We start from the raw sequence: 15336 nt of genomic DNA on the forward strand, positions 1-15336 counted from the left end.
AGGGGACGTCGGACGTCACGGGAGTGACAGGACGTCGGACGGCACGGTGGCGGCGGGATGTCAGACCGCACGGTGGCGGCAGGACGTCGGACGTCACGGGGACGACGGAGCTGCGGCGTCCTCCTTGTCGTGGCGGGCGGCCGGTGTGGCGCGTTCAGTTGACTGCGTCACTCGTACGAGCAGCGTTTGTTCTCATTCGTGATCAATTGAGTGGTTCTGGTTACGCTCGCGAGATGCACACCAGGCGTACTTCCCGGCCGAACCGGTCCCTGAGGGTCGGCGGCGCGTTGCTCGCCGCCGCCGCGCTGCTCGTCGCGGGCTGCTCCTCCGGCGGCTCCCGTACGGCGGCCACCGTGGCGGACGGGGGGCCCGGCCTGGGCGCGCAGCCCCGGGCGACACCGTCGGTGCCGGCCGCGTACTACGAGCAGAGGCTGCGCTGGCGCGACTGCGAGGTCGCCGGTTTCCAGTGCGCCACGATGAAGGCGCCCCTCGACTACGCGAAGCCGGGCGAAGGCGACATCAGGCTGGCCGTCTCGCGCCGGAAGGCGACGGGCCCCGGGAAGCGCCTCGGCTCGCTGCTGGTCAATCCCGGCGGGCCGGGCGGGTCGGCGGTCGGGTACGTGCAGGGGTACGCGGGCATCGGCTACCCGGCCGAGGTACGGGCGCGGTACGACATGGTGGCGGTGGACCCGCGGGGCGTGGCCGGCAGCGAGCCGGTCGAATGCCTCACCGGGCGCCAGATGGACACGTACACGCAGACGGACCTCACCCCGGACGGGACGGGGGAGACGGCGAAGCTGGTCGCGGCGTACAAGCGGTTCGCGGAGGGGTGTGGGCAGCGGGCGCCGCGGCTGCTGCGGCACGTCTCCACCGTCGAGGCGGCCCGGGACATGGACATCCTGCGGGGTGTGCTGGGCGACGAGAAGCTGACCTACGTGGGCGCCTCGTACGGCACGTTCCTCGGGGCGACGTACGCGGAGCTGTTCCCGAAGCGCGTCGGCCGACTGGTGCTGGACGGCGCGCTGGACCCCTCGCTGCCCGCCCACCGGCTCAACCAGGAGCAGACGGCCGGCTTCGCGAAGGCCTTCCAGGCCTTCGCGAAGGACTGCGTGGGGCGGAAGGACTGTGTGCTGGGGCGCACGCCCGCGCAGGTCGGCGACCGTCTGCGCGCGTTCTTCGAGCGGCTGGACACACGGCCGCTCCGGACCGGTGACGCCGACGGACGGCGCCTCGGCGAGGCCCTGGCCACGACCGGGGTGATCGCGGCGATGTACGACGAGGGGGCGTGGCCGCGGCTGCGCCAGGTGCTGACCGAGGCGGTCGGGAAGGGCGACGGCGCCGGCCTGCTCGCCCTCTCGGACAGCTACTTCGAACGCGGCCCCGGCGGCACCTACTCCAACCTGATGTACGCCAACGCGGCCGTGAACTGCCTCGACCTCCCGGCCGCCTACGACAGCCCCGAAGAGGTCGAACGGGCCCTCCCCAAGTTCGAGAAGGCGTCCCCGGTGTTCGGCCGGGCCCTCGCGTGGGCCTCCCTGAACTGTGCGTACTGGCCGGTGCGGGCGACGGGCGGACCGCACCGCATCGAGGCGAAGGGTGCCGCCCCGATCGTCGTCGTCGGCACCACGCGCGACCCCGCGACCCCCTACCGCTGGGCCCGTGCGCTCGCCTCCCAGCTCTCCTCCGCCCGCCTCCTCACCTACGACGGCGACGGCCACACGGCCTACGGCCGCGGCAGCGCCTGCATCGACTCCACGATCAACGCCTACCTGCTCCGCGGCACGCCCCCCACGGACGGAAAGCGCTGCTCAGCGCCCTGAACCCGGCCCGCCGCGACGGCCCGTCCGGGCCTGTACCGAACCCGTCGCCGGGAGCTCCGATCCCTGGTTCGGAGCTCCCGGGAAACTGTGTAGACTTACCGACGTTGCTGATCGCACCATAGTGCGGACAGCGCGCCGCCTTAGCTCAGATGGCCAGAGCAACGCACTCGTAATGCGTAGGTCTCGGGTTCGAATCCCGAAGGCGGCTCCATTGAACCCCCAGGTCGAATCTGATCTGGGGGTTTTCCTGTCTGCGGCGAGCACTCGCGTTCGGGCTTCTCGGTCGCGTTTCTCGTCGCCCAGGAGTGGCAACCCCATTGCGCGAGTCCGCCCACCGCGAGGGACACGAGAATCGCTCCCCAGTCGATGACGTGGGGCAGGCCCGGGAAGAGCGCGAGGAAGGCGAGGGTGGCGGCGAAGCCGGCTAGGAACGCTGCGACCTTGGCGCGGCGGCGCCGCCTCTTCGACCCCTGGCGCCATGTTGCTGCTCGATCATGAACAACTCACTTAGTGATGTGGTGACACCGGCTCACGCGCCGCCCGCCGTGGACGTGGAGGTGGGCGCACGCCTTGCCGTAACGAGGCTGAGCCTGGGAAGAGTTGTCCCGCATTAGGTCGATCTCGCACTCATTGTGCGTCTTGCCCCGAGACGGTGCTATAGGGCCGATTGCTTGTGTCGGTGTACGTGAAGTCGATGCGCCCGTTGTAGAAGCCGCTGCTCATCGCTCCGACGAACGCGACCTGTCGGCGTGGTGAGGGCAAGTGCTCCTGCGGCGGCCAGAGCCGTGGTGAAGCGTGCGATGTGCTGCTGCATGACGAACGCAGGCCCCTTGCCGGTGATCTGTCACGCGTCGATTCACTGCGCTGTGTGATCGACGACGAGCGGCTGACCGCAAGAGCGTTCATCGCGGCCCGATTTGCTCCTCCGTAACTCGCATCCGGTCGCTCGGTGGTGGTGCGTGGCGTGGCTCTCGTGGCTGCCGGTCCGTGTGTTCGCGCCGGGGTCGTGGGCGGTGGTGAATGTCGGGAATGTAGAGGCTTCGGTCAAGTGCCCGGACCGGCTTGGGGGTTCGGGTGGGGGGTGGGGTGTGTCGAGGAGGTGTTCGCCGTCCTCCGGTGGGCTCGGGGGGCGTGGTGGCGGCCACTTGTCGTACGGGGCGCCGGTGTCTCAGGTGACGAACGGGTGAGGTGGATGTGGCGTACGTTCGCTGGAGCTATTATGGTGCGGGTGATGTGTGTCACATTCGCTTTGTTTGTGCGAAGGATTTGGGGAGCGGGAGGCACAGTGTCCTGACACGGTCGGTTTCTGATCGGGGATGTCCTCAAGTGCTTTGCTGATGAAGAGACTTGGCGAGGCGTGAGGGCAGTCGGGCCGACCTGGTGCGGGGGTAGGACAGCGTGTGCTGTTCGCTGATGCGGATTCACTCTGTGGAGCTTTCGTGACTTCGACAGGTGAACTCTGTGTTTCTCGTGTGTCGAGAGGGGCCGATTCGGCCCTAGATTTCCCCGCGTAGACCGCGAACGTCGCACATTTCGTCCACGTGTTTGGGCAAGGCTCCGGCTGGGGGTTCTGGGTTCGTGTCGGATTTCTTCGACGATGTCTGGTCATGGATAGTCATGGCGACCGCCGAGACATCGTGGCGTGAGTTGATGCCGTTGGGCATCGCCGGCGCCTTCGTCTGGGGCCTGTGGCTCTATCGGGCCGTGCTCTCGCGGTTCGCCAAGCCGGTGGTGAACAACTACCGGACCACGGTCTCCGTGGTGGTGCCGGCCTACCGGGAGGACGCGAGCATCCTGCTGGACTGCCTCGACACCTGGCTGGAGCAGGGCCCCACCGAGGTCATCATCGTGCCGGACGTGGAGGACACCGAGGTCCTGCGCAGGCTGTCGCAGGTGAAGGACCCGCGGGTGCGGGTGCTGGCGTTCGAGCACCGCGGCAAGCGGTCGGCGCTCGGGGTGGGGATCCGGGCCGCGACGAGTGAGCTCGTCGTGCTCGTGGACTCGGACACCCGTTGGGAGCCGGGGCTGCTGGCCGCCGTCCAGATGCCCTTCGTCGACCCCGAGGTCGGCGGTGTGGGCACCCAGCAGAACGTCTACCAGCGCCGGACCAGCGTCTGGCGGCGCATCGCCGACTGGCTGGTCAATCTCCGCTACTACGACTACGTGCCGGCCATGGGCCGCGCCGGCGCCGTGGCCTGCCTGTCCGGTCGTACGGCGGCCTATCGGCGGGCCGCGATCGAGCCCGTCCTGGAGAACCTGGAGAACGAGTTCTTCCTGGGCCGGCGCTGCGTGGCCGGTGACGACGGGCGGCTGACCTGGCTGGTGCTGGCCTCCGGCTACAAGACCGTGCACCAGTCCTCGGCGCGGGCGATATCGATGTTCCCCTCCTCGTTCCGCGCCTTCGTCAAGCAGCGCGTGCGCTGGAGCCGGAACTCCTACCGCTGCTATCTGACCGCCCTCTACAAGGGCTGGCTCTGGCGCGTCCCCCTGGTCACCAAGATCACCGTGCTGCAGATCCTGCTGACGCCGGTGACGATGGGCATGGCGCTCGGGTACCTGCTGTTCAGCCGGCTGGAGCTGACCGGCCGGGGCGTGTTCCTCGTCCTGGTCTGGCTGCTCGTCGGGCGGGGCATCCGCGGCTACTCGCATCTGCGCAAGCACCCGCAGGAGTTGCTCCTGCTGCCGCTGCTCGCCCTCGTGGTCATCATGATCTCGCTGCCGATCAAGCTGTTCGCCTTCATCACCATGAACAAGCAGGGCTGGCTGACCCGTACCAGCGACCGTATCGGTGGAGAGGGACAGGACTCCGCCTCCCTGGGGAGCACGACGCGGGTCACCGCGTCCACGTGGCCGGAGGTTCAGCAGTCATGACGCGTCACCGACTTTCCGCCGTCCGGGCGACACTCAGGGGCGCGGTCGTGCTGCCCCTCGCCGCCGGTCTGGTCCTCGCCTGCGCGGCCGTCTCCCCGGCCGCGGACGGGGACGACAAGCCACAGGTCAACGCCGCCGACGCGGAGAACGAGACCGCGCTCGTGGCCGCCGAGGACCACCGCCTCGACCAGGTCCGCGCGGTCGCCGCCGTCGCCCCCCTCAAGGGCGGTGAGTGGAAGGCGCCGTACCGGCTGGACACCGGCGACGGCTACACGCTGGTCCTCACCGAGCGCAGCAACGCCTACACCGTCTCGGACCTGCTGGAACTGGCTCCGCAGACTTTCGTCCGCCAGCCGGACGGCGCCTACCTGCTGACCGAGAACATCTATCTCAACGCCGGCGCCAAGCTGAAGCTGTCCAACCCGGGCGGACTGACGCTGCGGATGGCCAGCAGCAACAAGGGCTTCGTCAGCATCGTCTCCTTCGGCGGCCGGCTGACCCTGGAGGGCACCCCGCAGGCGCCCCTGCGGATCACGAGCTGGAACGACAAGAAGAACAAGCCGGACAGGGACGTACGGGACGGCCGGGCCTACATCCGCGCCATCGGCGGCCAGTTCTCCATGAAGTACGCCAAGGTCGGCGATCTCGGCTTCTGGAGCGGGCGCACCGGCGGACTGAGCCTCACCGGGACCGACCGCCCCGACACCGGCAACATCGAGGACTCGACGGTGTCGCCGGGGACCAAGGCCGGCAGCGGCGGCGTCGTGGCGCAGCCCTCGGGCTCGCTGGCCACGCCGGACACCCGGTTCTCCGTGCCCAGCCTCTCCTACGTCTCCGCGGAGATCGGTCACTCCACCCTCACGGGCAACGCCTACGGGCTGTTCCTCTCCGGTGCCAACGGCGTCAGCATCAGCGACAGCACCGTCCGGCGGAGCCTCGAACACGGCGTGGTCCTGCACCGGTTCGTCACCAACGCCGTCGTCGAGCGGACCATCTCCAAGGAGAACGGCGGCGACGGGTTCGTGCTGGCCCGTGCCACCGAGCAGGTCCGGGTCAGCGGTTCGACCGCCGAGGGCAACGGCGGCAACGGGTTCACGCTCAGCGGCCGGCCGCTCGCCAGCGGACCCTCGGCGTCCGGCGAGTCCATCAGCAGCTACGGCTCCAACTCCGTGTCCGACAGCATCGCCACGGACAACGGCCACTACGGCATCGAGATCTTCGGCGGCAAGGACGTCGGGGTGCAGAACAACCGGGTCGAGGGCGGTGACATGGGCATCGTGGCCCGCAAGGACGCCACCAAGGTCGCCATCACCGGCAACCGGCTGACCGGCCAGTCACGGCAGGGCATCTCGGTGCGCGACGGAGTGACCGCCGCGACGATCACCGGCAACATCGTCGAAGGCACCGAGACCGGTATCTACATACGGGACTCGGTCGGAGAGATCCGCGGCAACACGATCCAGGACGGCACCAACCACGGCATCACCATGGTCGGCGGGGTCTCGGAGTCGATCATCACCTACAACGTCATCTCCGGGGTCGGCCCGAGCGCCGTGGACACCACCCGGGCCCACGGTGACATCGCCGTCAAGCAGAACCAGACGTTCGCCTGGCACGACACCAGCTCCTTCTGGGTCAAGTTCCGGCACTACGCGAGCCCGATGACGCTGCTCTGGGCGTTCATCCTGCTGCTCATCCTGGTCTCGGCCGTGCTGGGCCGCCGCCAGAGCCGCCGAGGCGGCCGTCGCGGCGGCGGGCGGCTGGGTGTGCACCCGTACGCGGACAAGAAGTCGGTGAGCAACAGCGCGTCCGTCGTCGAGGTGCCCCTGCGGCAGAACCCCGACCGCAGCTGGTTCTCCAAGGACGAAGAGACCGCCGCCCTGCGGGCTCTGACTCCCCAGTCCGTCCCAGCCGCCCGTCCGCCCCGCTGACGACGCGTCCCCGCCCATCGGAGTTGCCGTTCATGTCTTCCGAACCGCCCACGCCGAACGAACCGAGCACACCCGGCGAAGCGAGCACGCCCGGCGAGCCGCCCACGCCCAGTGAACCGCCCATGCCGGGCGAGCCGCCGAGGCCGGGTGAGGCGTCCGTGCCCGGCGAGCCGCCCATACCGGGCGTGCCGCCCAGGCCGAGCGAGGCGCCCGCGCCCACCGGGCCGCCCATGCCGGACGCGCCGCACACGTCCGTCCAGCCGCTCACGGCGAGCGAACCGCCCGCCCCCGAGCGCGGTTCCGCCCGGCAGCCGGCTCTCTGGCTGGCGGGGGGCGCGTTCCTGCTCGCCCTGGCGGCGCTCGTCGTGGCGGTGACGCGGGACGGCGGATCGGAGCCCGCCGAGGTCACGGCCGGGGCGACCACCGCCGGGCCCAGGGAGTCCGTGGTCTCACCGACCCCGGACGAGCCGTCCGTCCTGCCGACCCGCACGGCCGCCCCCGAGGCGGCCCCGACCGAACACGCCACCAGCGGCTCGGTGCCGGACGCCGCGGTGACCTGCCCGCCCGCCTCCGTCAAGGTGAGCGACGCCACCACGCTCGAACAGGCCCTCGCCCAGGCGCGGCCGGGCGACAGCATCGCCCTGGCCAACGGCGTCTACGCGGGCAACTTCACCGCCGAGGCCTCCGGCACCGCCGAGAAGCCGATCTTCCTGTGCGGCAGCGCCGGAGCGGTCGTGGACGGCGGTGACACGGACGACGGGTACGCCTTCCACCTGGACCGGGTCAGCAACTGGCGGCTGGTGGGCTTCACCGTCCGCAACGCCCAGAAGGGTGTGATGGCGGACGGCGTGGTGGGCACCGTCATCCAGGGCCTCACCGTCGAACAGATCGGCGACGAGGCCATCCACCTGCGCAACTTCAGCTCGGACAACATGGTCCGGGACAACACCATCCGCGACACCGGCCTGCGCCGCGAGAAGTACGGCGAGGGTGTCTACATCGGCACGGCCAAGTCCAACTGGTGCACCGTCAGCGACTGCAAGACGGACGCCAGCGACCGCAACGTGGTGCTCGGCAACGACATCCGGGACACGACCGCCGAGTCCATCGACATCAAGGAAGGCACCAGCGACGGCAAGGTCATCGACAACACCTTCGACGGATCGAAGCTGAGCGGCTCCCACAACAACGACTCCTGGGTCGATGTGAAGGGCAACGGCTGGCTGCTGCAGGGCAACACCGGCAGCAACTCCCCGGAGGACGGCTTCCAGACCCACAAGCTCGTCAACGGCTGGGGCACCGGCAACATCTTCAAGGACAACACCGCGAACGTGGACGGGCCCGGTTACGGCTTCCACCTCACGTCCGACGGCAACAAGGTCACCTGCGACAACAAGGCGAAGGACGCGGCCGAGGGGCTCGCCAACGTCGACTGTTCCTCCTGACCGCGCTCCTCCGCCTCTCCCGTGCCTCCTCCGCCTCTCCCGTGCCCTTCGCTCCTCCCCAGCCCGCCGCCGTCCCCGCGCCGTCGCTGCCGCGGGCCGTCACCCACACCGGCTCGTGCGGCGGGCCGATCCGCCCCGCAACACCTCTGGAGACCACCATGACCTGGTCGGACGACACCGACAGAACCGCGCCCCGCCTCACCGTCATAGGCACCGGCTACCTCGGCGCCACCCACGCCATCTGCATGGCCGTCCTGGGCTTCGACGTGCTCGGCGTGGACGTGGACCCCGTCAAGATCGAGCGGCTGAACTCGGGCGAGGTGCCGTTCTTCGAGCCCGGACTGCCCGAACTGCTCGCCAAGGCCCTCGACAGCGGCCGGCTGCGGTTCACCACGAGCTTCGCCGAGGCCGGCGAGTTCGGCGACGTCCACTTCGTCTGCGTGGGCACGCCCCAGCAGCGGGACTCGTACGCGGCGGACCTGACCTATGTCGACAGCGCGGTCGAGGAACTGGCCCGGCACCTGCGCCAGCGCACCCTGGTGGTCGGCAAGTCCACGGTCCCGGTGGGCACCGCCGCCCGGCTCACGGAGATCGTCCGGCGGACGGCCCCGGCCGGAGCGGACGTCGAACTCGCCTGGAACCCGGAGTTCCTGCGCGAGGGCTACGCCGTCGACGACACCATGCGGCCCGACCGGCTGGTCTTCGGCACCGAGTCGGCCTGGGCCGAGGAGCAACTGCGTGCCGCGTTCGCCCCGGTGATCGCCCAGGGCACCCCCGTGGTCGTCACCGACCTGCCCACCGCCGAACTGGTCAAGGTCGCCGCCAACTCCTTCCTCGCCACCAAGATCTCGTACATCAACGCCATGGCGGAGGTCTGCGAGGCGACCGGCGCCGACGTGACGGGTCTCGCGGAGGCGCTGGCCTACGACGACCGGATCGGCGGCCGGTTCCTCAAGCCGGGCCTCGGCTTCGGCGGCGGCTGCCTGCCCAAGGACATCCGGGCCTTCAGCCACCGTGCCGAGGAGCTGGGCGTCGGTCAGGCCGTCTCGTTCCTGCGCGAGGTCGACGCCATCAACCAGCGCCGCCGGGCCCGCACGGTGGACCTGGTCCGCGAGCTGGCCGGCGGGGAGCTGGCCGGAGCCAAGGTGACCGCGCTCGGTGCGGCGTTCAAGCCCAACTCCGACGACATCCGCGACGCCCCCGCCCTGGACGTGGCGAGGACCCTGCACCAGGCGGGCGCCCAGGTGACCGTCATCGACCCGGCGGCCCTGGAGAACGCCCGCCGCGCCTACCCGGACCTGCACTACGGCACGGACGTGCTCACGGCGGCCACCGGGGCCGATGTGGTCGTCCTGCTCACGGAGTGGGCGGAGTTCCGGGAGATCGACCCGGAGGCCCTGGGTGCGGTCGTGTCCCGGCGCCGGATCGTCGACGGACGGCACGCCCTCGACCCGGCGCAGTGGCGGGCCGCGGGGTGGGACTACCGGGCACTCGGCAGGCCCTGACCTCCGGTGCCGGCGGCCATCTCTCCGGCCGGCGGCCACATCCGTGGCCGCCGGCCGGGCCGTCACCCCTGCTTCTGGTGCTGCTCGGGCAGGCGGCTCTCGGGGTGCACCCACAGCACGACGTTGTCGAGATACCCGGCCGCGCCGCCCTCCCGTTCGCGCCGGAAGAACTCGATGACCTCCTGGTCGCAATGGCGCAGGCTGAAGTGGGTCAGCACGAACAGGGTCTCCGGGTGCGCCTCGACCACCGGACGCAGCTCGCTCCACACGGTGTGCCCGACCTGCCGGGCCCGGGTGAGCTGTCCGTCGTCGAGATAGGTGCACTCGGTGATGATGACCGGGTAGTCGAACAGCCAGGGGTTGCGTGCGAACACGTCGGCGTGGGTGTCGCCGAGGAAGGCGAAGGCGGGGCGGCGGATCTCCTCGTCGACCGTGCCGGGGCCCTCCTTGCGCCGCTCGGCGATGATCCGGCCGAACTCGGCGGCCCGTCCGGCCGCGACCATCGACGCCTTCAGTTCCTCGTACTCCGGCTTCAGGACCGTCTTCTTCTCCGCGAAGCAGTAGCCCACGCACGGCACCTTGTGCAGGCACTCGACGACCCGGACCGCGTACTCCCCGCGGCGGCCCACGGAGAACTCCGCGCCCGCGCGCACGCCGTGCAGACGGCACGCAGGGGCGCGGGACGGATCGAAGCCGGCCCCGTGGTTCAACTCGCTCGAAGCACGCAGATAGGCCGCCGCGTACGGTTCGGCGGCGGCCGGGAGGTAGATGTCCACCCCCGCGTCCCTGGCGGCCAGGTAGTCGAGGTCCTTGGAGTGGTCGAGGTGGGTGTGGGTCAGCAGCACCGTCTCCACCTGCCGGCCCTCGGCCAGCCCGGCGTCGAGGGAGCAGCGCAGCTCGGGGAGGTGGAAGAAGGTCTTGTCGTTCGCGCGGGAGTAACCGGTGAGGGTCAGGCCGGTCCCGGGGACGCGCCATGTCTTCCACTGGCGGAACGGGTGGCCCTGGTCGAGGCGTTGGGGGTGGGCGGGGCGGAGGTCAGGTGGGTGGGTCATGCCGGTTCGCTCCCTGGCCTCGTCGTCACCGACCCGCGTGTGCACGGGATTTGGCCGATCGTACGGGGCGTCGCCGCACCGGTTGCGGCATTTTCCGTGCGCATCGCTCAGGCGTACCAGCAGCCGTGCGATGAGGGGGCGAGGGAACGGACGTATTCGCGGGGTGTCCTGCGCCGTCGGTGAAGCGACCTCCGCCGCGGTGCCGCCGGCCCTGGTGAACGCGGTGTGGTCGGCTGAACGGCACTATGGCGATGCCATCTGTGACGGCGCACCCACCGGGCGGGGCCGGGGCCCGGCGCGCCGGGCGGGTCAGTCGCGGGAGAGGGAGCCGTCGGACGGCCCCGGGCCCGGGTGCTCGCGGGTGCCGGGCTCGTCGCGGCCCACCTCGTGGTGGTGGCCGCCGGGGCCGGGGAGGGGCTTGAGGTCGACCTGGATGCGGTGGGTGGAGTCATGGCTCACCGAGCCGCCGAGGCGGGCCTCGACCACGCCGAGACGCAGGCCCGCGCCGCCCTCGCCGCCCCGGTGGAACTGGACCGAGAACTCCAGGCTGACCTGCTCCACACTGAACCGCCAGTCGCTCGCCGCGCCTTCGGCCTGTGCCCTGGCCAGCTCCGCGCGGACGGTGCCGATGGCCTCCGCGAGACCGACCGGTTCGGGTTCGCCCATGTCAACATCCCGTCGTCTTCACCTGATCGGCCGATCCGAGTTGGTTACAGAGTCTAGGGACGCACCATGCCTCGCGCGTAGTGTGAGGCGGCATGGGGGAATTGCGTGCGGACTGGAGGCTCAGGCTGCGGCGCGGGGGAGCGCACGGACCCATCTGCGGCGCCGGCGTGCTCGTCGATCAGCGGACGGCGCTGACCTGCGCACACGTGGTGCGCGATCCGGACGCCGTGCTGTGGCTGGAGTTCGCCGAGAACACTGACCTCGAACCGGTGTCCGCGCGCGTCGCGCCAGGTGGCTGGCTGCCCGACGCCCCCGGGGGCGGTGAGGACGTCGCCGTGCTCCGGCTGGACAGCCCGCGGCCCCGGGCGCGACCCGCCCGGCTGGAGCCCGCGCTGTGGGGCGGGGCGGACGTGTCCGCCACCGGCTATGCGGAGGGCTTCGACGACGGCATGTCCCTGTGGGGCCGGATCGGCGGGGTCAGCGGTGAGCGGGTGCAACTGGACGCCGTCACCAAGGCCGAGGTGGTGCGCAAGGGTTTCAGCGGCGCCGCCGTGTGCACCCGGCCCGGCGAGGGGCGCCCCGTGCGCGTGGTCGGACTGATCGTCAGCTGGCGGGGTGACATGGGGGAGTTGCTGCCCGAGAACAACCGGCTCGCCTTCTCGTACCTGATCCCCGTCGAGCGCATCGCGCAACTCTCGCCCGTGATCAAGGAGTTGAGCGGCCCGCACGCCTGGGACCACGACTTCGAGGAGCGGCTGGCCCGCTGGTTCGACGACCCCGACGAGGAGCCGGTGAAGATCACCGTGGTGCCCACGGGCAGCGGCAAGGAACGTTCCCTGGGGCATCTGGCGCACCGGGCCTCCCTCGTCCACCGCGGCGGTGTGTCCGGCAGACCGGACCTCGCCGATCACGCTCTGGGCCACATCGCGTTCCCGCCCGGCCAGTACCTGGCGTACTGGGACTGGCTGCTCGGCACCCGGTCCCGGCCCGCGCGGACGGCCGCCCCGGTGCCCGGCGGCCCGGTCACCGTCCTCGTCGACGGCCTCGACGAGGAGCCGGAACCGGGGCCGCTGATCGAACTCCTCGTCCGATTACGGTCGTTCGGCTTCCGGCTGCTGCTGGTCTTCCGGCACGAGGGCGGCACCGGCTGGACCGCCGCCCGCGACCGGCTCCTCGCCCCCGCGCTCCTCACCCACGCCGACACGCTCCTCACGCGGCTGGAGGGGGCGGAGTTCAGCCGCGCGGTCCGGCACGGTGTCGTCGACAGCGCCTCCCTCGGCTCGATGACCGAGACGGCCGACCGGCGCCGGGCCGAGCGCCGCCTGATCGACGAGACCACGGGCCAGGACCCGCAGTGGCGGCTCGCCCGGCTGCGCGAACTGATCAGAACCCTGCGTGCGGACCTGCGGCGCTCCGGGGACGCGACATGAGGCCCGGGACGGGGGCGGGCAGGAGGCCCGAGCCGGGGGAAGGCACAGGGCTTGAGCCGGTGGCGGGCACAGAGCCCGATCCGGGGGCGGGCACAGAGCTTGAGCAGGGGGCGGGTAGTACGGGGCCCGCTTCCGGCCCCGGTACGGGTTCCGCTCCGCCGTCCCCGCCGCCCGTCCCGTCCGCGCCGCCCGTCCCGTCCGCGTCCCCCACCTCGACCACCCCACCAACCCCGCCAACCCCACCACCCTCACCAACCCCACCCGCCCCATCCGCCCCGACGCCGGACGGCGGTGAGCGTGTGACGCCCTGTCCGCACCGCCGCTTCACCGGCGCCCCCTGCGGCGGGACCGTGCTGCCCACCGGGTACTGCGCCGTGTGCGGGCGGGCGCAGGACGGCCCACGGCTGCCCGCCCTGCCCGAGGACCCGCGCGAGTTCGGCCCCGCCGAGCTGCTCGCGCTGCCCGAGCGGGCGCCGCGCCCGGCGCAGGAACGCCTCATCCACCCCGAGGCACCGCTCCGGGTCCGGATGGGCTGCTCGTCCCCCGAGTGCGGCATCACCTTCGCGCCGCCCTACACCGTGGGCCGGGTGCCGGTCGAGGGGTACTGCCCGGCCTGCGGCGTGCCCTACTCGTACCGGCCCGAACTCGCCGAAGGGGACGTGCTGCGTGACCAGTACCGCATCATGGGGCCCATCGCGCACGGCGGCCAGGGCTGGGTCTATCTCGCCGAGGACACCCATCTCGGGGACGTGGTCGCCGTCAAGGGCATGCTCAACCGCTACGAGCAGGACGGGGCCCGGCTCGCCGACGTCGAACGCCGCAACCTCGTCGCCATCCGCCACCCCCGTATCGTCCAGATCCGCGACTTCGTCGCCCGGCGCGACGACACCGGGCAGGTCACCGGCGGCCACATCGTCATGGACGACGTCGGTGACGGCACCCTGGAGAAGGTCGTCAAGGAGACCCGGCGCGGGGAGTCCGTCCTCGACATCGAGCACGTCGCCGCGTACGGCTGCCAGATCCTCGAAGCCTTCGTCCATCTGCACGCCGGGGGCGAACGGGTCTTCGTCTACGGGGACATGAAGCCCTCGAACGTCGTGCACCACGGGGACGGTGTCAAGGTCATCGACCTCGGCGGGATGCGGGAACAGGGCCAGAGCCAGCCGCCCGCCCATGTCACGCCCGACTACATGGCGCCCGAGACGGCGTCCGCGCCCATGCCCACCACCGCCCACGACCTGCACACGGTCGGCGTCACCCTGCGGGAACTCGCCGGCTGGGCCGTCGACGAAGTGCCCGGCCTCGGCACCGCCTCGTTCTGGGGCGTCGTCGACCGCGCCACCCGCGCCGACCCCGGCCTGCGCTTCGCCGACGCCCGGGAGATGACGGGCCAACTGCGCGGCGCCCTGCGGGAGATCCGCGCCCTGCGCGGCAAGAGCGACCCGCCCGAACCCTCCGACTACTTCTGGCCGTCCCCGCAGCTGCTCGGCGCCCGGCTCGGCACCGTCCCCGGCATCGAACACTGGCTGGAACGCCCCCGGCGCGACCGCTACGACCCGCCGCTCGCCCCCGCCCTCGACCTCGGCGCGCCCACCCCCACCGAGATCGCCCGCCGGCTGCCGGTGCCCAGGCGCTACCCGGGCGACCCGCAGACCACCCGGTTCGAGGTGAGCAGCGGCTACGACCCGGGCCGCCTCCTCGACCAGGAGGACGGCAAGCCGCCCTCGGTGGAGATCCGCCTGCACAACGTGCGGGTCCTGCTGGGCCGCAACTCGCGGAACGACCTGGAGCGTGCCCAGGAGGAACTCGACACCGCCGACTCCCTGCCGGGCCCGTCCGCCGTGCGCCGGTGGCGGCTGGAGTGGCACCGCGCCCTGGTCGCGCTGCGCCGCGCCGACCTCGACGGCGACCCGCGGCAGATCGCCGCAGCCAAGCGCCACTTCACGAAGGTCCGCCTCGAACTGCCCGGCGAGTACGCCCCCAAGCTGGCCCTCGCCTACTGCGGCGAACGGCTCGGCGACGACACGGCCGGGCCCACCGCCAAGGAGCTGTACGAGGCCGTGTTCGCCCGCAACCCCGCGCACGGCGGCGCCGCCCTGGGCCTCGCCCGGCTCGCCCTGCGCGCGGGTGACCGGCGGGCCGCACTCGACGTCCTCGGCCGGGTCCGCCCCGGCACCCTGGACCACACCGTCACCCGGATCGCCTCCTTACGGATCCGCGCGGCCCGGCTGCCCCGGGACACCGCGCCGCTGCCCGAGCCCAGCGAGGTCGACGCGGCGCTGGCCGAACTGCGCGACCTCGTACGCCGGGAGCCCGGGGCCGGCGTGCCGGGCCTGTCCGAGGACGAGGCACTGCGCCTGAGCACCGAACTGCACGAGTGGCAACTGGACGCCCTCTACAGCCGCGCCGACCGCCCCGGCCCCCGGGGCGGCGGCCGGCTCGACCCCACGGCCCTGCGGCGGCTGAGCGCGCAGGAGCGCCGGCTGCGTGAACGGATCGAGTCCCACTACCGCCAACTGGCCGCCCGGTACGCCGGATCGGCCGCCACCCACGAACATCTCGTGGACCTTCTGCAGGCGGTCCGGCCACAGACGGTGGTGTGAGTACCGGCGGGTA

Annotated in this window: 9 protein-coding genes and 1 tRNA gene; 8 read left to right on the forward strand and 2 right to left on the reverse strand. The window is 71.6% G+C overall.

The genetic code is table 11. The features are described from left to right. Positions 1-233 precede the first annotated feature (233 nt). The 6 genes from STRBO_RS0102955 (at position 234) to STRBO_RS0102980 (ending at position 9572) form a co-directional block, all read left to right on the forward strand. Positions 234-1820, forward strand: a complete 1587-nt coding sequence (locus STRBO_RS0102955) for an alpha/beta hydrolase (RefSeq protein WP_020113754.1) — start codon at positions 234-236, stop codon at positions 1818-1820. Between the two features lie 134 nt (positions 1821-1954). Next, a tRNA-Thr gene (locus tag STRBO_RS0102960) sits at positions 1955-2031 on the forward strand. Between the two features lie 1406 nt (positions 2032-3437). Further along, positions 3438-4691, forward strand: coding sequence for a glycosyltransferase family 2 protein (locus STRBO_RS0102965; RefSeq protein WP_020113755.1), 1254 nt, complete (start codon positions 3438-3440; stop codon positions 4689-4691). Next, entirely contained in the window at positions 4688-6622 is a 1935-nt protein-coding gene (locus STRBO_RS0102970) for a right-handed parallel beta-helix repeat-containing protein (protein ID WP_020113756.1), read from the forward strand. The genes STRBO_RS0102965 and STRBO_RS0102970 overlap by 4 nt, the downstream gene beginning before the upstream one ends. Positions 6623-6654: 32 nt before the next feature. Next, positions 6655-8067 (forward strand): right-handed parallel beta-helix repeat-containing protein, encoded by a 1413-nt coding sequence (locus STRBO_RS0102975; protein WP_106438163.1) that lies wholly within the window; start codon positions 6655-6657, stop codon positions 8065-8067. A gap of 158 nt (positions 8068-8225) precedes the next feature. After that, entirely contained in the window at positions 8226-9572 is a 1347-nt protein-coding gene (locus STRBO_RS0102980; protein WP_020113758.1) for a UDP-glucose dehydrogenase family protein, read from the forward strand. Between the two features lie 62 nt (positions 9573-9634). Here STRBO_RS0102980 and STRBO_RS0102985 read toward each other — a convergent pair whose 3' ends face one another. Both STRBO_RS0102985 and STRBO_RS0102990 read right to left on the reverse strand, forming a co-directional pair. Further along, positions 9635-10624, reverse strand: a complete 990-nt coding sequence (locus STRBO_RS0102985) for an MBL fold metallo-hydrolase (protein WP_020113759.1) — start codon at positions 10622-10624, stop codon at positions 9635-9637. Positions 10625-10933: 309 nt separating this feature from the next. Then, positions 10934-11290 carry a trypco2 family protein gene (locus STRBO_RS0102990; RefSeq protein WP_005475888.1) on the reverse strand — a complete coding sequence of 119 codons (357 nt, stop codon included), beginning with the start codon at positions 11288-11290 and terminating at the stop codon, positions 10934-10936. Between the two features lie 92 nt (positions 11291-11382). Between STRBO_RS0102990 and STRBO_RS0102995 the strand changes: the two genes are divergently transcribed. Then, on the forward strand, positions 11383-12720 hold the full coding sequence (locus tag STRBO_RS0102995) for a S1 family peptidase (RefSeq protein ID WP_028796435.1): 1338 nt from the start codon (positions 11383-11385) through the stop codon (positions 12718-12720). A 299-nt stretch (positions 12721-13019) separates the two neighbouring features. After that, on the forward strand, positions 13020-15323 hold the full coding sequence (locus tag STRBO_RS0103000) for a tetratricopeptide repeat protein (protein WP_005475884.1): 2304 nt from the start codon (positions 13020-13022) through the stop codon (positions 15321-15323). Positions 15324-15336: the final 13 nt, after the last annotated feature.

Source organism: Streptomyces bottropensis ATCC 25435 (assembly GCF_000383595.1).
GTDB lineage: Bacteria > Actinomycetota > Actinomycetes > Streptomycetales > Streptomycetaceae > Streptomyces > Streptomyces bottropensis.